The sequence below is a fragment of the Candidatus Accumulibacter aalborgensis genome, assembly GCF_900089955.1.
GTDB lineage: Bacteria > Pseudomonadota > Gammaproteobacteria > Burkholderiales > Rhodocyclaceae > Accumulibacter > Accumulibacter aalborgensis.
The window spans coordinates 110,197-129,512 of record NZ_FLQX01000095.1 but is presented as its reverse complement, the minus strand read 5'-3'; the positions used below and the strand labels follow the sequence as shown (position 1 = coordinate 129,512).

Sequence of the window (19,316 nt, the reverse complement as noted above, 5' to 3'; positions counted from 1 at the left end):
GCCAACGGGTCGGATGTTAAAATCGGTGATTCTAGCATCATCGTTCAAGGAGAAGCGGCATGCCACGTATCGCGCTGTTGACCGACTGGGTCCGAAGCCTCTTCGCTGCCGACTTTCCCGGTCGGCAAGTGACCATCGAACCCGCCTCTGCCGACGCCAGCTTTCGGCGTTACTTTCGGGTCAGCCTGCCGGACGCAACGACCAGGATCGTCATGGACGCGCCACCGGAGAAGGAGGACTGCCGTCCCTTCGTGGCAGTCGCCGCGCTTTTTCAGGGCGCCGGTGTCCATGTCCCCGAGGTCCTCGCACAGGATCTCGAACAGGGATTTCTGCTCCTCTCCGACCTTGGCGGCACCACCTACCTGAATGCTCTGCAGGACCGGAAATGCGCACCGCGACTGTATGGCGACGCCAACAGAGCGCTCATCGCCATTCAGCTCGCCAGCCGACCCGGCGTGCTACCGGCCTACGACCGTAACCTGCTGAGCCGGGAACTCGCGCTTTTCCCCGAGTGGTATCTGGTACGCCACCTCGGCCTGACGCTCGACGAGGGCATGGAGCGCACTCTGCACACGGTCTTTGACGCGATCCTGGCCAACAACCTGAAACAGGCGCCGGTCTTCGTCCATCGCGACTATCATTCACGCAACCTGATGCTCGTGGGCGACGGATCGTCGCCGTTCCCGGTCAACCCCGGCATTCTCGATTTCCAGGACGCCGTGTACGGTCCGCTGACTTACGACCTCGTCTCACTGTATCGCGACGCGTACATCGACTGGGACGAGGATCAGGAACTTGACTACGTGATCCGCTACTGGGAAGCGGCGCGCCGTTCCGGACTACCCGTTCCGACAGACTTCCACGACTTCTACCGCGACTACGAATGGATGGGCGCCCAGCGCCAGCTCAAGGTGTTGGGCATTTTCGCCCGTCTGTGCCATCGCGACGGCAAGGACGACTACCTTGCTGACCTGCCACGCGTGCTGAGCTACCTGCGCCGGACCTGCCAGCGCTATCGCGAACTGCGACCGCTCGCCGGCCTCCTCGACCAGATCGAGAAGCAGCCGGTCGTGCTCGGCTACACCTTCTGATGAAGGCGATGATTCTCGCCGCCGGCCGCGGTGAACGCCTGCGTCCACTCACCGACACGACGCCGAAACCACTGTTGCTGGCCGGCGGCAAGCCGCTGATCGTCTGGCACCTCGAACGACTGGCCGCAGCGGGCTGGTGCGAAGTGGTGATCAACCATGCCCATCTCGGCGAGCAGATCGTTGCGACGCTGGGCGACGGCCGCGCCTTCGGGCTCAACATCGCCTATTCACCCGAACCTGCCGGGGCGCTCGAAACTGCCGGCGGCATCGCCGCGGCGCTGCCCCTGCTCGGTGCGCACCCCTTTCTGGCGGTCAATGGCGACATCTGGTGCGACTGGGATTTTTCCCGCGCCTGTCACCTTGCGCACACCCTCGGCAAGCAGGATGCCCACCTGATTATGGTCGACAACCCGCGGCACCACCCCGACGGTGATTTCTGCCTCGATGGCGATGCCATCATCGAGGCTGGCGACGGCAACGGTAGCGCGCTGACTTATGCTGGCATTGCGCTCTTCCGGCCCGACTTTTTTTCCACCGTGCCAGTTGGCGCGACGATGAAGCTGCGCCCCCTGCTCGACGATGGCATTGCGCGCCGAAAGATCAGCGGCGAACGACACGCCGGTCAGTGGGTCGACGTGGGTACGCCGGCACGCCTTGTCGAACTGGATATGGAACTTGCTCATCAAGGTAAGCTATGACTCATCAGCCCTACACCCGCCGTCGTCAGCACCTGCTGACGACCCTCGCTGACGGTGTCGCCATCATCCCTACGGCACCCGAGCGCATACGCAACCGCGATGCGCATTACCCCTACCGCTTCGACAGCTACTTCTGGTACCTGAGCGGCTTTCCCGAACCCGACGCAGTGATCGTTCTCGTCGGTGGCACGAACCCCCGAGAGATCCTCTTCTGCCGCGAAAAGAACGAGGAACGCGAAACCTGGGATGGCTTCCGCTACGGACCCGAAACGGCGTGCCACGCCTTCGGCTTCTCTGAAGCGCACCCGATTGCCAGTCTCGAACAGATGCTGCCCGACCTGCTTGCCAACCGCCGCTCGCTGTGGCACTCGCTCGGCCACGACGCGGACTGGGATCAGCGGATCGCCCAGGCGCTGAATACCGTACGCTCGCGGAACCGCGACGGGACGCGTGCGCCGGGCGAGATCCGCGATCTGCGCGGCGTGCTCGACCACATGCGACTGAGCAAGGATGACCACGAAATCGATATCATGCGGCACGCCGCCGACATCGCTTCGGCGGGCCACGCATGCGCCATGCGTGCCTGCCGGCCGGGGATGGCCGAATACGAACTGGAGGCCGAACTGGCCTATGAATTCCGTCGGCGAGGCGCCGACGGCCATGCCTACACGCCGATCGTCGCCGGCGGTGCCAACGCCTGCATCCTGCACTATGTCGACAACAACAAGTTGCTGGCCGCTCATTCACTGGTCCTGATCGACGCCGGCTGCGAGGTCGGCGGCTACGCCTCGGACATCACCCGTACTTTTCCGGTCAGCGGCCGCTTCAACCCGGTGCAGCGCGAAGTCTACGAAATCGTTCTCGCCGCACAGCAGGCGGCCATTGCCGCCGTACGCCCCGGCGCCTCGTTCACCGACTATCATCAGGCAGCGCTGCGCGTCCTCTCGCAAGGGCTGATCGATCTCAAGGTGATCACCGGCAGCGTCGACGGCGCGCTCGAGAGTGAGGCTTACAAACCCTGGTACATGCACCGCACCGGCCATTGGCTCGGTCTCGACGTTCATGACGTCGGCGACTACCGCACCGGAAGCGCCGACGACGACTGGGTCCGACTGGCTCCCGGCATGGCGCTGACGGTCGAACCCGGCCTCTACTTCCGGCCGGGAGCACAGGTGCCCAAGGCGCTGCATGGCGTCGCCGTGCGCATCGAGGACGACGTCTTCGTCAGCGCTGACGGCTGCACCGTCTATACCAGCGCGCCAAGAACCATCGCCGAGATCGAGGAGGTGATGCGCCATGACTGAGGAGAGCGTCGACACGGTAGACATCGCCATCGTCGGCGCCGGGCCAGTCGGCATGACGCTGGCGCTGGCGCTGGCGGAAGGGCCGTTCAGCGTCGTGCTGATCGACAGCCGTGGTCGCGGCGCCTGGCGAGCCGACCCGCGTGCACTGGCGCTGTCGCACGGTAGCCGGCAACTGCTCGAACGCCTCGGCGCCTGGAACGTCAGTGCCGGGACCCCGATTCACTCGATCCACGTCTCACAACGCAACGGCTTCGGCCGTACAGTCATCGAGGCCCGCGACTACGACTTGCCGGCGCTCGGCTACGTCATGCGCTACCGTGATCTGGCAGCCACTCTGGACGCGCGAATCGACGGCGTACGCCTGCTCAACGACTGCGCTCTGGTCGACCTGACGGTCGGCCGCGAGACGACCGAGATCAGACTGGCCTGCAGCGACGCGACGCGACGTGTCGCGGCCCGCCTGATCGTCCATGCCGAGGGCACCCCCGGCAGTGAGGCCGACGTCACGATGCACGATTACCGCCAGCATGCCGTCGTCGCCGAAGTCCGTCCGCTCGCCGGTCACGCGCAGCGGGCGTGGGAACGCTTCACGCCAGACGGTCCACTCGCCCTGCTACCCCTGGGGCTTGACTACTCGGTGGTGTTTACCGTGCCCCCCGACCAGGCCGTCGGGTTGCTCGCCCTCGATGAAAGTGATTTTCTCGCCGCCCTGCGCGCGCAGTTCGGTAGCCGCCTTGATTTCGTCGCCTGTGGTCCGCGCGCCAGTTTCCCACTGGCACTGCGTTTTCGCCAACGACTCACCGGACCCCGTCAGGTATGGGTCGGCAATGCCGCGCAGAGCCTGCACCCGGTCTCCGGTCAGGGTTTCAACCTCGGCCTGCGCGACGCCTGGGAACTGGCACAAACCCTGCTCACGCAAGCCGGCAGCGACGCTGGCGGAGCAGCGATGCTCGCCGCCTATGCGCGCCGTCGGAACATCGACCGCTTGGCGAGCATGGCTTTCACCGACGGCATCGTGCGTCTCTTTTCCAATGATCTGGCGCCGTTGCGGATCGCTCGCGGGTTTGGACTGCAGGTCCTTGACCTGGCCCCGCCGCTACGCCACTTCATCGCCAGACGCATGATCTGGGGAGCCAGGGCCTGGCTCTAGTCGGTCAAGCCTGGCCGCCTGGCAAGCCAACGGCGTCACCGGGTTTCGCTTTTGCGGCCGATTCGGCTAGACTTCGCGGCTTGCCAAACGGTCATCACCGTTTCCCTCACCCCCAACCCCTCTCCCACTTGCGGGAGAGGGCAGATTCGTGAGTCGCGAGAGCGACTTTCATAATAAGCTTGGCCCACATCGGTGAAATTCCATGGCCCGAACCCACACCACCATCAAGTTGATCGAATTCAAGGGAACCACGCTGCCCGTGGTTGCCGTCACCCTGCACTCCCTGCAAGCCGACGCACTGGCCGAGGCCGCGAGCACGCTATTCGGCGCTGACCCTTTCTTCGACGGCGACGCCGCGCTCCTGGAATTGTCGCAAATCGGTGACGCACCCGAAGCAGACTGGCGCCTGGTGCAAGAGGTCTTCAGAACACACGGCCTGAATGTATTTGGCGTGCGTGGCGGCAGCGAGGAACTCCGCCGCAGCGCCGCGGCGGCCGGCTTGCCCGCCTATGCTGCCGTAGCGCGTTCGCCACAGACGCTGGCTGCGGAAGAAATTGCACCCACTCCCCCACCCCCCAGCGAGGCACCCATCGCCGCACCGCCGCCGAGGGTGCGTACCGGCCCCCGGGTTTCGCCGACGATTTTCGTCGACCGGCCACTGCGCTCAGGACAACAGGTCTATGCACGCGGCGGCGACCTGGTGATGCTGGCCATCGTCAATGCCGGTGCCGAAGTCATTGCCGATGGCAGCATTCACATCTATGCGCCGCTGCGCGGTCGCGCGCTCGCCGGCGCCAGCGGCGCCGAGGACGCGCGCATTCTCTGTACGAGCTTCGCTGCCGAACTCGTTTCGGTCGCCGGCCTCTATCGCACTTTTGACGCCGGCCTGCCAGCCGAGCTGGCGGGCAAAGCGGTCCACATCAGGCTGACCGAGAAAACCAGTGATGACCCGGAAAGGCTGATCATCGAGGTGCTGAGAAACAATTAGCGACGCAACCGGCGCTCGTATTTGTCCGCCGCCGGCGCCGTGGAGCAACAGAAAACCCATTCTGCGCGTAGAATCGCAGCTTTCACCAGCGGAGGCACATCCGTGACACGTATCGTCGTTGTAACGTCCGGCAAGGGAGGGGTCGGCAAGACCACCACCAGCGCCAGTTTTTCTTCGGGCCTCGCCCTGCGCGGTTACAAGACTGCAGTCATCGATTTCGACGTCGGCCTGCGCAACCTTGATCTGATCATGGGCTGTGAGCGCCGCGTCGTTTACGACCTGGTAAATGTCCTCAACGGGGAAGCAACGCTCACCCAGGCACTGATCAAGGACAAACACTGCGACAACGGCAACCTCTTCGTCCTGCCCGCTTCGCAAACCCGCGACAAGGACGCGCTGACCGAGGAAGGGGTCGAAAAAGTTCTCAAGGAACTCGGCCACATGGGTTTCGACTACGTCATCTGTGATTCGCCGGCCGGCATCGAGCGTGGCGCGGTAATGGCGCTGACTTTTGCCGACGAAGCCCTCGTGGTCTCCAACCCCGAGGTTTCGTCGGTCCGCGACTCGGACCGCATTCTCGGCATCATCCAGGCCAAGTCGCGCCGCGCCCTGCTCGGTGGCGAGCCGGTCAAGGAACACCTGCTGATCACCCGTTACTCGCCGAAGCGTGTCAACGAGGGCGAGATGCTGTCGTACAAGGACGTGCAGGAGATCCTGCGGGTGCCGATCATCGGTGTCATCCCCGAGTCTGAAGTGGTCCTGCAATCGTCAAATGCGGGATCCCCGGCGATCCACCTCACCGGCAGCGACGTCGCCAACGCCTACCTTGATGTCGTCGGCCGCTTTCTCGGCGAAAACATCCCCCTGCGTTTCGTCGATTACGAAAAACCCGGCCTCCTGCAGCGACTGTTCGGGAGCAAATGAGGATGTCGCTCTTCTCCCTCATCTTCGGCAACAAGCCCAAGACGGCGGCCATTGCCAAGGAACGGCTGCAACTGATCATCGCCCATGAACGCGGTGTGGGCACCAGCACACCTGATTTCCTGCCCGCTTTGCAGCAAGAGTTGATGACCGTGATCTCGAAGTACGTGTCGGTCAACGCGGAAGACATCAAGGTGTCGCTAGAGAAACAGGGCAACTTCGAAGTGCTGGAAGTCAACATCGTCATGCCGGACAAGACCAGCAAGCTTTAGCCAACTTGTGGAATGGCTGGGGAAAGCCGGGGAGGCTTCGGCGGACTGGTCTGGGATGCGCGAGGCCATTGACAGCCCGCCGGAACGGGACACGCTACAGTCTGCTGAGCAAATCGAACGCTGTGGCGTGAATTAAATCGATTCGTGCCGTCTTCAGATCGAAGTCGATCCCGTTTTCCGCAGCCACTTCGGGGGCGATTTTCCAGAAGCGTTTCGTCAGAGCGTCGTAAGTAGGCGCTTCCGTCGCGACGCTCAGCGCCTCGCACGAGGCTACCCACATGCCGCTTTCCTCGTCATGAATGACTTCAGCCATATAGTGGGTGACGGGATTTCGCGTGGGGATGGACCGAATGTTCATGCTCTTCATCCTACGCTGCTTGACAGTTCACCAGCAAGACATTTGACCCCAACCCATTGCTGGGAATCTATAGGTCGAGGAGCCGCAGGGCTGGTGACGACGGTTTGGTTGTCGTTAATCACCGTGCGATTCTCGATGACGATAGCCTTATTCATCCCCGCACGCCGAGTACATGGCCCGCTTTGTCGCAGCAATTGCTGCACGATTCCTTGGGGTCGAGCTTGCTTCAGTATCGTAACTTCGTCGTGCGGATTTGCATTCCGGGCTGGTCTTGGAGTCGGCCTGCAGATCGGCGTCGGTGCGCCTGGTGACGGGCTGCTCCGCTTCGAAAATCGTCTGCCAGTTCTCCGGAGTAACTGCCAGGCCCTTGACCTTGTCGAGGTCGCTGGTACCGGGAGCTTCAGCCGCCGTGTCGTCGATCATTCGCGCGTCGGCGGCCCCCGGCGCCGGAGTCGCCTCTGGATCCGAGTATTGCCGTGCTTGAGACGCATTGTAAGCCGCTTGCCCCTGGCGCGTTTCGCTCGGGCATGGCAGGTCAGAAACGATGGTTCCGCCCGATGCGGTCCTGCACTTGTAGTGCGCCTGGGCAATCGCGGTCAATGGGAAGACGAGCAGCGAAGAGAGGATGATGCTGACAACGGTCCTGGGCATTTTGGGCTTTCGTCTTGTTGGTTGAAGTGTCCTCAGATCGAGTTGAACATTACACCTATTGACAGTTCTCCGGTACCGGGAGCAAGACTCCCGCATCGCTGCATATCAGCGATGCGGGATTTGCGTCCCGGAGTTTGGCGGGACGGCCGCCTTCAAAGCGGTATTTTTTTTCCGTCGCATGGCAAGCTCTATGGGAGGGCCGTGCAGGGAGGGGAAACCCTCGCCGGTCCAAGCGCGGTACGCCAACCTGCACGTGCTCGCCCACCTCGATTGGCGTCGGGGAGGCGGGCAACCACCACCGCTTGCTTGGAGCACCGCCATGAGCACACGACCAGCGCGCCTGCGCCACTTTTTTGCAATGTATTTGCTAATGCACCGTGCACACCATGCACGGATCGAACGACCGCACGACATGCTGAACGGCCAGCGGGACGCTTTCGTTCGCGCCGACCAGCAAACCCACCAGCGCCTGTTCGAGCGCGCCAGGAACGCCTGCCGCATCACGTGGTGAGAAATTCCAGGTCGTCGGGGCGATGATCTGGTAGCCGGCGATTTTCCCGTCTTCGATGCGTAGCCAGTGACCGAGCGCACCCCGCGCGGCTTCGACGAGGCCGACGCCGCTCGCCTGATCGGGCAACTGCCAGGGGTGGCAGAAGGGTTCTCCCGGCGTCAGTGCGCGCATCCACCCCTCCATTGCCGGCACCACCAGCGCCAGTTCAACAAGACGTGCGACGACTCGTGCCCGCACGCTGCCGCCATCGGCGGCCACCAGCGCGCGCACGAGCGGGTGACCGGCAACCATCTGCCGAGCCAGGGCGCCGGTTTCGGCGACTCGTTTATCATAGCGTGGCGCCTTGCACCAGGTGTAGGCGCTTGCCTTTTCGGAAAATTCGCCGGTCAGCGGGCGCGTTTCGCCTTGCTGCGGATGCTGCGGGCGATCACCGTGCAGCCAGGCATGCGCCACGTCTTCGCTGATCAGCGGTTCGGCGAAGGGCAGTCGGCCGCCATGCCAGAGGCCTCTGGCAAAGAGAGGCTCGTCGTCGATGAGCGCACCGCGTCCATGGCCATAGGCGCCGTAGCTGAGAAAAACGTCGCTCGCGCGCCCAATGTGTGCCAGGCCGAGATCGGCGGCAATTTCGAGGAAGCGCGGAAAATCCGCTGGCCGGCCGTTCGCCCAGGCGGCGAGTTGGTCGGCGCTGCCGAGCGCGGCGACGTTCTCGAGTACGTCACCAAATACTGTGGTGGTCAGAAAGGCACGGAACTCGCGCAGGATGGTGAACAGGCGGACTTTCTCGGTGGCGGTGATGGCGCGCGTCGTTCCTCCGGGCTGCAAGGCGAGGCTGTGCGGCCACTTGCCAGCCAGGTAGCCCATCAGGCGCAGCAGGTCGGCGCGCGCCGGCAGCATCTCGCGCGGCGCTTCGCCGACGGTAGCCTTGAAACGCCGCTCGATTGTCGCATGCCAGGAGCGGCGGCGGTATGCTGCGCGGGCAAAGTCAGGCATGAAGAAGAGGTAGAAGTGGGTCAGGTGGTCGGCCAGGTTTTCGCAGGCGAGAATCAGATTGCTCGCCAGGCGGCCGTTCGGCGGCATCTCGAGTCCGGTCGCAGCGGCCAGCGCGGCGGCGGCAGCGGCCGACTGCGAGACCGAACAGATGCCGCAGATGCGTGGCACGATGACCAGCGCATCGAGCGGGTGCTTGGCCAGGAGAATGTGCTCGAAGCCGCGATAGAGCGAGGAACTGACCTCAGCCGAAGCGACCCGACCGTCGGCGATGTCGAGCGCCACTTCGAGGTCGCCTTCGACGCGATTGAAGGGACCGATGGTCAGACGACGAGTCACTTGCGGCCGCTCTTCCTGATTCCCGGCGAGATCAGCGGGTGATCGGAACGTGCGTTCTCGCGCACCCGCTTGGGCGTTGCCGACTTGGACAGCGCGGCGAGCGCGACGAACCACGCCTTGGGCATGTCGATCGGCAGACCGGTCGGGATGCCGGCGACCTTCGGCGTCTCCATGAACGGATGCCCCGGCTCTTCGAAGCCCGGCTCGGTGCAGGAGATGCAGGCGAAGCCACCGCGCACGCACGAGCCGACGCTGTGCCAGGGCCGCAGGTTGCAGTCGGCGTTGGCCTGGGTGCCCTTGCAGCCCATGTTCTCCATCAGGCAGCCAAGGTCGGAAAGTTTTTGCGCGCTGGCCTTGAATTCGTAGAATTCGTTCCTCGGGCAGCCGTGATGGACCAGTTGCTCGGTGTAGAAACGCGGCCGCTGCCAGGCGTCGAGGTCGTCTGCAGTCAGCGCGCCTAGGATCAGCGCGAGCAGGGTATCCACGATCCAGCCCGGATGCGTCGGGCAGCCGGCGACGTTGATCACCGGCAGCCCTGAGCCGGCCCGGAAATCGGCGCCCAGGAGGCCCCCTTCCTGATCGCCATCGAACTGCAGACCGCAGGCTTCGGTGACGTTTTCGCCGGCCGAGACGATTCCGCCGTAGGCGGTGCAGCTGCCGATGGCGACCACGTAGCGTGCGCGTGCCGCCAGCTCCCTGACCCACTCGATCACCGGACGGCGGCTGCCGGACAGGATCTGAAAGCGCCCGCTGCCGTTAGGTCCGCGCAGCAGCGCGCCTTCAACGCAGAGGATGTCGAAGGGCAAGCGGCTGTCTGCGGCCGCCTGCAACAGCGCCAGCGTCTCGTCGCCGCTGGCTTCCGACAGAGCGGGGTGGAGGACGAGGTCGAGACCGCTGTCGGCGAACTGCGCGAGAACGCCGGCGCGGCTCTCGGCGCCGAGCAGGGACTGCGTGCAGCCGCCGCAACCGGCCGCCTGCAGCCAGAGAAGTTTCATGCCCGCTCCAGCCCGTAACGCAGCAGCTTGTTGCGCAGGCCGACGCGCGACAGGCCCAGTTCGCTGGCCGCGTGCGACTTGTTCCAGCGATGGCGGATCATCGTCTCCTTGAGCACTCGCGCTTCGAGCGCTTCCATGCGCTCCTTGAGCCCACCATCGACGGCGATCAGGTCAAGGAGATCGTCCGGCTGCTGATCGACCGCCGGCGTGCGCAGGATGCGCGGTGCGAGCAGATCGGCACCGAGGCGCGGCGTGTCGGAGAGCGCCAGCATGCGCAGGATCTCGTTCTGCAACTCGCGCACATTTCCCGGCCAGGGGTAAGCGGCGAGGCAGGCCAGCGCTTCGGTGGAAAAACCGTCGACCGGCTTGCCGAGAACGCTCTGACTGGCTTCGAGCAAGCGACCGGCGAGCAGCGGGATGTCCATCGCCCGGTCGCGTAGCGCCGGCACGTGCAGCGTCACGGTCGCCAGCCGGTAATACAGATCTTCACGGAAAGTGCCGGCGCGCACCTCGGCTTCCAGCTTGTGATGGGTAGCCGCGACGACGCGTACATCGACCGAATGCGGTCGCGCCGCACCGAGCGGCCGGAACTCGCCTTCCTGCAGTACGCGCAGCAGCTTGACCTGAAATGCGGCGCTGGTGTCGCCAATCTCATCGAGAAAAATGGTGCCGCCGTCGGCCTGCTGGAAGCGACCGCTGCGGTCTTCGTAGGCGCCGGTAAAAGCACCGCGCTTGTAGCCAAACAGCTCGGCTTCGAGCAACTGGTCGGGTAACGCGCCGCAATGCTCGATGACGAAGGGCTTGTCGGCACGCCGGCTGCGGTAATGAATGGCGCGCGCGATCATCTCCTTGCCGGTACCCGACTCGCCGGTAATGAGCACCGACAGGTCGAAGGGCGCGATCTTCTCGACCAGGTCACAGAGGGCATTGAGCGGGCTGCCCGGAGTGCGGATCATTGCGTCGAGACCAAACTCGCGTTTGACGCGCTCGTATTTCATCTCGACGCGCCGGGCGAGCACCGGTTCGGCGGTGCGCAGCTCGAGCGACAGACGCTGGTTCTCCTGCTGCAGGCGATGCACTCGGGCGGCGGTCTGCAGCGTCAGCAGCAACTGCTCGGGCTGCCAGGGCTTCATCAGATACTGGTAGATACCGGCCTCGTTCACGCCGGCAATGATGTCTTCGGCATCGGTATAGCCGGACAGGATGATGCGCAGGGTATCCGGCCACTGGTTGCGCACCGCCTTGAGAAACTCGACGCCGGTAATTCCCGGCATGCGCTGGTCGCAGACGATGATCTGCACCCACTCGGTCTCCATGATCCGCTGCGCTTCCTCGGCGCTAGACACGGTGAACACCTCGAAGTCGTCCTCGAGCGTCCGCCGCAACGCTTCCTGCGAGCGGATCTCGTCGTCGATGACCAGCACCGTCGGCAGGCGCGGTTTGGCGATGACGTTCACTGCGGCACGCGCCAGCCGAGATCGCGATGAATCGCCAGATGACGCGGTGTCCACGACGCCGGGGTCTTGTGGACGAAATGGTAACGAGCGACGTGATAGCTGGGGTCGAAGCCGTAGAAGTTGCGCTGCAGTTCGGCGAGTTCCGCCGTGCGATAGCTCGCCAGCGGCTTTTTTGCCTCGTCGGCAAAGCGTTGCGCACGCTTGGCCTGCAGGCGCGCGGCGAGATCGGGAGCAGCCGCCAGTTCGGCCGCGCGGCGCGCGACGTCGATCCGGAAAGCGTCGGGATCGCCGGCCAGGCATGCATCGAGAAAACCCGCCGCGATGCCGGCGGCAGCGCTCATCGGCAAGCGGTTGCGCATGATCGCCTGCGCGGCTTCGCTGCCGACGCGCGCCGGCAGGAGGTAGGTCCAGTACTCGGAGCCGAACAGGTTGCCCATGTTCCGGTAATGCGGATTGAGCAGCACTCCGGCGCGCGCCCAGACGAGATCCGCAGCGCGCGCCAGGAAGCAGCCGCCGGCGCCGCAGTTGCCCTGCAACGCGGCAATCGTCAGTTGGTTCTCGCTGCAGATGACCGCTTGGGCGAGATCGTCGATGGCGTTGATGTTGGCCCACGACTCGTCGGCGGGAGATTCTGCGGCCTCGATCTGGTGCAGGTGGATGCCGTTCGACCAGAAGTCGCGACCGCCCATCAGGACGATGACGCTGACCGGTCTCCGGCAGGCCCATTGATAGGCGGCGCACAGGCGCTGGCATTGGCGGGTGCTCATGGCGCCGTTATAGAAGTCGAAGTGCAGAAAACCCACCCGGCCCGCTTCTTGGTAGCGGATGTCCTGCCAGGTCGCGCCGGCCGCGGCGAAGTAGTCTGCCAGCGTGGCTTCCGGGATCGTCACCAGTTGTTCGGCGAAGACCTCTGCTGCCGGCAGTTTGAGCGCAGTGGCCGCTGCCGTACGCCGTACGTGGCCGATCCACAGCGCTCCATCGACGGTCGCGCGCAGGATCGCGGTCTGGCGCCAGGCGATCACCTCGCCAGGGACGCCGCCGCGCAGCGTGTCTTCGGGCCAAGCATCATACAACTGGCAGGGCTCGCCAAAGAGTTCGTCAGCCACACCGGGGAAGCCATCGGCGGCGTTCAGCGTGGCAAGAATCTGCGCCGTGTCGTCACGCTGCCAATCGATGGCCCGATCGACCTGCTTCATCAACGGCCGCTGCCTGCCACGCGCTGACGGATCGGCAGCAGCGAGCGGCAGCGGGACGAAGGCGCCGGCCGCAAAGCGGTCTACGGCCTGCAGCACGGCGCACGTCGCCGCTTCGGTCACTTCCTGGCGATAGAGGCTCGATTTCTTGGCCAGCCGCATGGGGAAGGTTTCGGCGGCCCAGATCGGCCCGGAGTCCATCTCGCCGGTGGCCTGCAGGACGGTGACGCCCCAGGTCCGCTCGCCACCCTGGATCGCCCAGTCGAGCGCCGATGGACCACGGTCGCCGACGATCCCCGGATGGACGATCAGGCAGACGTGCCGCTGCCAGATCGAGGCGGGTATCGCCCGGCGCAGATACGGCGCAATGATCAGCTCGGGCCGATAGAGCGCGACCGCCTCTTCGGCGACCGAGCCAGTGATGTCGAACTCGATCGACAACTGGTGGCCGCGCGTGCCAAGCTCGCTGTACAGACGCTGACTCAGGCTGTTGAAGGCATGGCACAGAAAGAGGATACGCATCAATGATCCTCTCAGCAGATGCGCGGCAACTGTTCGCCAGTCAACCAGTCGACGATGCGTCGACCGCCGAAAGCGGTGGTCATCTGCACGAAGTGCTGCGCGTCCTGGTGGACGCTGCCGATCAGCGCCGCTCGCCGCCCCAGGGGGTGAGCGCGCATCGCGTTCAGCAGCGAGTCGGCATCGCCGGGCGCGACGATGGCCAGCAGCTTGCCCTCGTTGGCAACATAAAGCGGGTCGAGGCCGAGAAACTCGCAGGCGGCGGCAACCGCAGGCTGCACCGGCAGCGCGCTTTCGTGCAGCATCATACCGACGCGCGACTGGCGGGCGATCTCGTTCAGCGTGGTCGCGACGCCGCCGCGCGTTGGGTCACGCAGCACGCGGATCGTCGCACCACTGGCGCGCATCGCGGCGATCAGGCCATGCAGCGCAGCAGTATCCGAGACGATCGGTGCGCTGAAGCCGATGCTTTCGCGCTGCGCCATGATCGCCATGCCGTGCTCACCGATGGTGCCGGAAACGATGATCCGGTCGCCGGGCCGGGCGCGGTCGCCGGAAAACTCCTCGCCCTCGGTAACGACGCCAACGCCTGTGGTGGTGATGTATACACCGTCAGCCATACCCTTCTCGACGACCTTGGTGTCGCCGGTGACCACCGGCACGGCGGCGTCGCCGGCCGCCGCGGCCATCGAGTCGACGATGCGTGCCAGATCAGCGAGCGGAAAACCTTCTTCGAGGATGAAGGTGGCGGCGAGATAGAGCGGCGTCGCGCCCATCACGGCGACATCGTTGATCGTACCGTGAACGGCCAGACAACCGATATCGCCGCCAGGAAAGAACAACGGCGAGACGACATGCGCATCGGTGGACATCACCAGCCGGCCCGGCGGCATCGGCAGCACGGCGGCGTCGTTGCCCTGCCGCAGATAGGCGTTACCCAGCCGGCTGGCGAACAGCTCGTCGATCAACTGCGCCATGGCCCGGCCGCCACTGCCATGCGTCATGTCGACGCGGCCTTGTCGAAGGTCGAGAGGACGGATGTAGCCCTTGCGCACGCCAGTCATTGTGCCGCCGTCAGATCGGCAAAACGGCCGAACGAGTAGTGCGCTGCGCAGGCCCCTTCCGAAGAAACCATGCACGAGCCGATCGGGTTTTCCGGCGTGCAGACGGTACCGAAGATGCGGCATTGCTGTGGTCTCTTGACTCCGCGCAGAATCGCACCGCACTCGCAGGCCGGATGGTCGGCCACCGCCTCGTAGTGGATCGAAAAGCGCTGCTCGGCGTCGAAGCCGGCGAATTCCCGGCGGATCCGCAAGGCACTGTACGGCAGTTCACCGAGTCCCCGCCAGGCAAACGAGCGGCGCAGCTCGAAGACCTCGGCCACGAGTTGCTGCGCCTTGCGGTTGCCGTCGCGCGTCACGGCGCGCGAAAACTCGTTCTCGACGACCGCCCGACCGGCGTTGACCTGCCTGATCAGCATCAGGATCGCCTGCATCACGTCGAGCGGTTCGAAACCGGCGATGACCACCGGCTTGCGGTACTCCTCGGCGAAAAACTCGTACGGTCGCGTGCCGATGATCGTCGACACGTGCGCCGGGCCGACGAAACCGTCTAGCGGCACGGTTCCCCACTGGCGGACTTCCGGGGATTCCAGAATGCTGGCGATCGCCGATGGCGTCAGCACATGACAGCAGAGGACCGAGAAGTTCTTGAGGCCGAGCGCCTGTGCCTGTTTGATGACCACTGCCGTCGGTGGCGTCGTGGTCTCGAAGCCGATGGCCAAGAAAACCACTTGGTCGTCGGGGTTCCGCTGCGCAATGCTCAGCGCGTCGGCGCTCGAGTAGATCATCCGGATATCGCCGCGAGCGCTGGTACCACCGCCACTGGAAACGCTGCGGCCCAGCGCCGCTTTCGCCTTGAGCAGCGACAGTCCGCCGGACGCCGGCACGCGCAGCGGATCGCCATAGCTGCACACGATGACGCCCGCTTCACGGGCCAGGCGAATGGCCATGTCGATGCGGCCGACCGGCAGCACGCAGACTGGACAACCGGGGCCATGAATCATGCGCACCTGGCGCGGCAGCAGATCGCTCACCCCGTAGCGCGAGATGGCGTGCGTGTGGCCGCCGCAGAACTCCATGAAGTGATAGTCGCGGTCAATCCGCGCCGCCTGCCGAATCGCAGCCGCCAGACCCTTCGCCAGGTCTCCGTCACGAAACTCGTCGATGAACTTCACTGTGCGGCGTCACCGAGTTCGGCAAAGAGCGCCAGGGTCTTTTCGGCCTCTTCGGGGTCGAGCCGGGTCAGTGCGTAGCCGACGTGCACGATGACATAGTCGCCGACCACGACGCCGTCGACCAGGGCCAGCGAAATTTCCTTGCCTACGCCGGCGACGTCGATCATCGCCATATCATCAGGCCGCAGGTCGACGATACGGCAGGGGATCGCTAAGCACATCCGCCGGCGCTCCCCTGACTGCCCACCAGATGCTGCAGGGCGATCCACGCCTGCCCGACAGACAGTCCGCCGTCGTTGGGCGGTACCTGACGGGCCTCGATGAGCTGAATTCCCTGCGCACCCAGGCGAGCGCGCAGCGCACGCAGCAGAACCTCGTTGAGGAAACAGCCGCCACTGCCAACCACCGTTCTCTCAGCGGGAGCCAGGACGCGCACCCAGTCGACCAGCGCTGCAGCCAGCGTCGCGTGAAACAACGCGGCACCCCGCTCCGGGTTCTTTTCATCGGCGAGAGCGGCAAGCAGCGGCAGCAGATCGAGGCGACCCTGTTCGATCCGCCAGCCCAGATCGAGCGGCAGAATGTCGCCGTAGCTCTGCGCCAGACCTTCCAGCAGCATCGCCGCCTGCCCTTCATAAGCCATCACCGACTTGATGCCGAGCAGCCCGGCGGCGGCGTCGAACATGCGGCCCATACTCGTCGTCGGCGGACAATGGATATCGCCGGCAAGCATCTGGGCTACCGCCGGTGCCGCCGGCTGAGCGGCAAAACGCTGGCTTATCTCGCCGTTCCGGCCCAGCCGATGCAGCACCGCCGCCGCCATCCGCCAGGGTTCATTGGCCGCACGGTCACCCCCCGGCAGCGCCAGCGGCACGAGATGGCCGATGCGTGCGAAACCAGCGCCATCGACGCGCAGTAACTCGCCACCCCAGGCAGCGCCGTCGGTCCCCAGACCGACACCGTCGAGCGACAGCGCCAGCGTGCTGCCCAGGATGCCGTGTTCGGCAAGGACCGCAGCCGCGTGCGCGTGGTGGTGCTGGACACCGAGCAGGGGCAAGCGACGCTGCTGGGCGAAATCGGCGGCGAAACGTGTCGAGTGAAAATCCGGGTGCAGATCGTGCGCCACGATCGCCGGCTCGACCCCGAGCAGTTTCACCAGTTGCGTGACACTCTCCTCGAGGAAGTCGCAGACCGAAGCATTATCAAGATCGCCAATGTGCTGCGAGACGAAGGCCTCGTCGCCACGCGTCACGCAGATCGTGTTCTTGAACCAGGCGCCGACGGCCAGTACCGACGGACCGGAGATCGGCAACTTGATCGCTCGCGGCGTGTAGCCTCGAGCGCGACGAATGAACTGCAAGCCGCCAGTCGTGATCCGCGCGACACTGTCATCGCAGCGGGTGGCGATGTCACGATCGTGCATCAGGAAAGCATCGGCAATGCCATAAAGACGTAGCAAGGCTTCACTGTTGCCGATCACCAGCGGTTCGCCCCCTGGGTTGGCGCTGGTCATCACCAGCGCGAGGTCCTGCGCTCTTTCCAGCCAGCCGACACCCGCTGGACGCTTTGCCGCTTCATGGAAGAGCAGGAACTGCAGTGGCGTGTAAGGCAGCATGACGCCGAGCAAAGCCAGTCCGGGGGCGACGCCGGGGAGTGCGGCATCGCAACTGCCACGCTTCCTGAGCAGGATCGCCGGCCGCGTTGGCAGGGTCATCAGTCCGGGCTCGCCGATACCCATCTGCACCAGATGCGCCGCTGAAGGGGCATTGGCCAGCATGACGACAAAGGGCTTCTCGTCGCGCTGCTTGCGCTCCCGCAGGACGGCAACGGCTACCGCGTTGCGCGCGTCGCAGGCGAGGTGGAAACCTCCCAGTCCCTTGATGGCGACTATCTTTCCCTGCATCAACATGGCCAGCGCGCCGGCGATGGGGTCGTCCGCCAGCCGGTGTCCTTCGCCATCGAGCAAAAAGAGCTGCGGTCCGCACTTCGGACAGCAATTCGCCTCGGCGTGAAAACGTCGGTCCTCGGGTAACCGGTACTCGCACTGGCACTTTGGACACAGGGTGAAGGGCCTGAGGCTGGTACGTGCCCGGTCGTAGGGCAGCCCACGGCTGATCGTGTAGCGTGGGCCGCAGTTGGTGCAGTTGGTGAACGCATAGCGCCAGCGCCGGCTGCCCGGATCGAACATCTCCGCCAGACAGTCGCGGCAGACGCCCGTGTCATGTCCAATCATCGTCGCTGCGCGGCCACTGCGGCTGTCGATGATCACGAAATCGTCGCCAGGGTACGCCGGCGCCGTGTCGCGAGCGATCACCGAATTGATCCGGGCCAGCGGCGGCGCTTCCTGTTCCAGACGTTCGGTGAGACTCTTCACCTGTGCTGCCGCTCCGCGGACCTCGATTTCGACACCGCGCGAGTCGTTGCGAACCCAGCCAGCAAGGCCCAGCTCGCGGGCCAGACGCCAGACGAAGGGGCGAAAACCGACTCCCTGAACCACTCCGCTGACGCGGATGTTCTGGCAAACGATGGCGTTCGACATGTCAGCCTCGCGTAGCGGCAGAAAGCAGCGCCTCAAGCTCGACGATCCGCCGCCGTAGCGCAGCCATCGTCGCTTTCTTCCTCTCCTGTCGAGTGGCGCAACCGGCCATCAGCCAGGCCAGCCACTCGGCAAAACCCTCGCCGGTGGTCGCCGAAAGCTCGATCACCTGCAAGGCGGGATTGACCTTGCGGGCATAGCTGATCGCCAGATCGCCGTCGAACGTCACGTAGGGCAGCAGATCGATCTTGTTCACCAGCATCAGCGAGGCGGCATGGAATATGTCTGGGTACTTGAGAGGTTTGTCTTCTCCTTCAGTCACCGACAGGATGACCACCTTGTGCGCTTCACCCAGATCGAAGGCCGCCGGACAAACGAGGTTACCGACGTTTTCGATCAGCAGCAGCGAGTCGTCAGCCGGAGAAAGCCGCTGCAGTGCGTGACCAACGACCTGTGCGTCCAGATGACAGCCCTTGCCGGTGTTGATCTGCACGGCAGGAGCGCCGGTCGCGCGGATCCGTTGGGCGTCGCGACTGGTCTGCTGATCACCCTCGATCACGGCGATCGATACGCTTGCCTTGAGCGCCTCGATGGTCCGACAGAGCAAGGTGGTCTTGCCCGACCCCGGACTCGAAACGAGATTAAGGGCCAGGATCCCCTGCGCCTCGAAACGGTGACGGTTTTCGGCCGCGTAGCCGTCGTTCTTGGCCAGAATATCGCGCTCGATCTGGACCATCCGCGATTGCGTCATCTCTGGCGCCTGCGTACCGGCATCTCCCTGACCGTAATCCAGCGCGGCGGGGTGCGCCGGCGCATGCTCGTCGTCGTGCCGGTGCACGTGGTCGTGCGGGTGCACGTGCGCATCGTCGTCGTGGTGGTGGTGCGCAGGTGAGTGCGGCTTGCCGCCCGCGTGCTGGTGTGAATGGCCGCCACCGATGATCGCGCGATAGCCTGTTGTCTGATGACCGAGCATTGCTCGTTCTGCCGGTCGCTCGGGAGGCGCCTGTGCCGCCCCGTCCGGCTGAACACTTTCCCGTTCCGACCAAGCCTCATCAGCAACGCGGGCTTCCCCGGCGCCACAACCACAACTCGTACACATCTCGCCTGTCTCCT

General features: G+C 64.7%; 18 protein-coding genes. 7 read left to right on the top strand and 11 right to left on the bottom strand.

Features of this window, described 5'->3' with window-relative positions:
- The first annotated feature begins 59 nt into the window (after nucleotides 1-59).
- From ACCAA_RS07085 to minE, 7 genes are all read left to right on the top strand, one after another.
- Nucleotides 60-1,091, top strand: a complete 1,032-nt coding sequence (locus ACCAA_RS07085) for an aminoglycoside phosphotransferase family protein (RefSeq protein WP_186406525.1) — start codon at nucleotides 60-62, stop codon at nucleotides 1,089-1,091.
- Nucleotides 1,091-1,789, top strand: a complete 699-nt coding sequence (murU, locus tag ACCAA_RS07080; protein ID WP_186406524.1) for an N-acetylmuramate alpha-1-phosphate uridylyltransferase MurU — start codon at nucleotides 1,091-1,093, stop codon at nucleotides 1,787-1,789. The genes ACCAA_RS07085 and murU overlap by 1 nt, the downstream gene beginning before the upstream one ends.
- Nucleotides 1,786-3,093: an aminopeptidase P N-terminal domain-containing protein gene (locus ACCAA_RS07075; protein ID WP_186406523.1), complete on the top strand. Its 1,308-nt coding sequence runs from the start codon at nucleotides 1,786-1,788 to the stop codon at nucleotides 3,091-3,093. The genes murU and ACCAA_RS07075 overlap by 4 nt, the downstream gene beginning before the upstream one ends.
- Complete coding sequence (locus ACCAA_RS07070) at nucleotides 3,086-4,243, top strand: FAD-dependent monooxygenase (RefSeq protein ID WP_186406522.1); 1,158 nt, start codon at nucleotides 3,086-3,088, stop codon at nucleotides 4,241-4,243. Before ACCAA_RS07075 ends, ACCAA_RS07070 begins: the two co-directional genes overlap by 8 nt.
- 202 nt (nucleotides 4,244-4,445) lie before the next feature.
- Nucleotides 4,446-5,231, top strand: coding sequence for a septum site-determining protein MinC (minC, locus tag ACCAA_RS07065; RefSeq protein WP_186406521.1), 786 nt, complete (start codon nucleotides 4,446-4,448; stop codon nucleotides 5,229-5,231).
- Between the two features lie 102 nt (nucleotides 5,232-5,333).
- Nucleotides 5,334-6,155, top strand: coding sequence for a septum site-determining protein MinD (gene minD, locus ACCAA_RS07060; protein ID WP_186406520.1), 822 nt, complete (start codon nucleotides 5,334-5,336; stop codon nucleotides 6,153-6,155).
- A gap of 2 nt (nucleotides 6,156-6,157) precedes the next feature.
- Nucleotides 6,158-6,424, top strand: coding sequence for a cell division topological specificity factor MinE (minE, locus tag ACCAA_RS07055; protein WP_186406519.1), 267 nt, complete (start codon nucleotides 6,158-6,160; stop codon nucleotides 6,422-6,424).
- A gap of 94 nt (nucleotides 6,425-6,518) precedes the next feature.
- Here the strand turns inward: minE and ACCAA_RS07050 are convergent, their stop codons facing one another.
- From ACCAA_RS07050 to hypB, 11 genes are all read right to left on the bottom strand, one after another.
- On the bottom strand, nucleotides 6,519-6,782 hold the full coding sequence (locus ACCAA_RS07050) for a DUF1902 domain-containing protein (protein ID WP_186406518.1): 264 nt from the start codon (nucleotides 6,780-6,782) through the stop codon (nucleotides 6,519-6,521).
- Between the two features lie 147 nt (nucleotides 6,783-6,929).
- A complete protein-coding gene (locus ACCAA_RS07045; RefSeq protein WP_186406517.1) occupies nucleotides 6,930-7,433 on the bottom strand; it encodes a DUF4124 domain-containing protein in 504 nt (167 codons plus the stop codon).
- 367 nt (nucleotides 7,434-7,800) lie between these two features.
- On the bottom strand, nucleotides 7,801-9,270 hold the full coding sequence (locus ACCAA_RS07040; protein WP_186406516.1) for a nickel-dependent hydrogenase large subunit: 1,470 nt from the start codon (nucleotides 9,268-9,270) through the stop codon (nucleotides 7,801-7,803).
- Nucleotides 9,267-10,265 carry an NADH-quinone oxidoreductase subunit B family protein gene (locus ACCAA_RS07035; protein WP_186406515.1) on the bottom strand — a complete coding sequence of 333 codons (999 nt, stop codon included), beginning with the start codon at nucleotides 10,263-10,265 and terminating at the stop codon, nucleotides 9,267-9,269. Before ACCAA_RS07035 ends, ACCAA_RS07040 begins: the two co-directional genes overlap by 4 nt.
- Nucleotides 10,262-11,722 (bottom strand): sigma-54-dependent transcriptional regulator, encoded by a 1,461-nt coding sequence (locus tag ACCAA_RS07030; protein ID WP_186406514.1) that lies wholly within the window; start codon nucleotides 11,720-11,722, stop codon nucleotides 10,262-10,264. Before ACCAA_RS07030 ends, ACCAA_RS07035 begins: the two co-directional genes overlap by 4 nt.
- Nucleotides 11,719-13,437, bottom strand: coding sequence for a hydrogenase maturation protein (locus ACCAA_RS07025; RefSeq protein ID WP_186406513.1), 1,719 nt, complete (start codon nucleotides 13,435-13,437; stop codon nucleotides 11,719-11,721). Before ACCAA_RS07025 ends, ACCAA_RS07030 begins: the two co-directional genes overlap by 4 nt.
- Before the next feature lie 11 nt (nucleotides 13,438-13,448).
- A complete protein-coding gene (gene hypE / locus ACCAA_RS07020; protein ID WP_186406512.1) occupies nucleotides 13,449-14,498 on the bottom strand; it encodes a hydrogenase expression/formation protein HypE in 1,050 nt (349 codons plus the stop codon).
- On the bottom strand, nucleotides 14,495-15,670 hold the full coding sequence (gene hypD / locus ACCAA_RS07015) for a hydrogenase formation protein HypD (protein ID WP_186406511.1): 1,176 nt from the start codon (nucleotides 15,668-15,670) through the stop codon (nucleotides 14,495-14,497). The genes hypE and hypD overlap by 4 nt, the downstream gene beginning before the upstream one ends.
- Entirely contained in the window at nucleotides 15,667-15,891 is a 225-nt protein-coding gene (locus tag ACCAA_RS07010; RefSeq protein ID WP_186406510.1) for a HypC/HybG/HupF family hydrogenase formation chaperone, read from the bottom strand. The genes hypD and ACCAA_RS07010 overlap by 4 nt, the downstream gene beginning before the upstream one ends.
- Entirely contained in the window at nucleotides 15,882-18,206 is a 2,325-nt protein-coding gene (gene hypF / locus ACCAA_RS07005; RefSeq protein WP_186406509.1) for a carbamoyltransferase HypF, read from the bottom strand. The genes ACCAA_RS07010 and hypF overlap by 10 nt, the downstream gene beginning before the upstream one ends.
- A 1-nt stretch (nucleotide 18,207) precedes the next feature.
- Nucleotides 18,208-19,302, bottom strand: a complete 1,095-nt coding sequence (gene hypB / locus ACCAA_RS07000) for a hydrogenase nickel incorporation protein HypB (RefSeq protein ID WP_186406508.1) — start codon at nucleotides 19,300-19,302, stop codon at nucleotides 18,208-18,210.
- Nucleotides 19,303-19,316 lie beyond the last annotated feature (14 nt).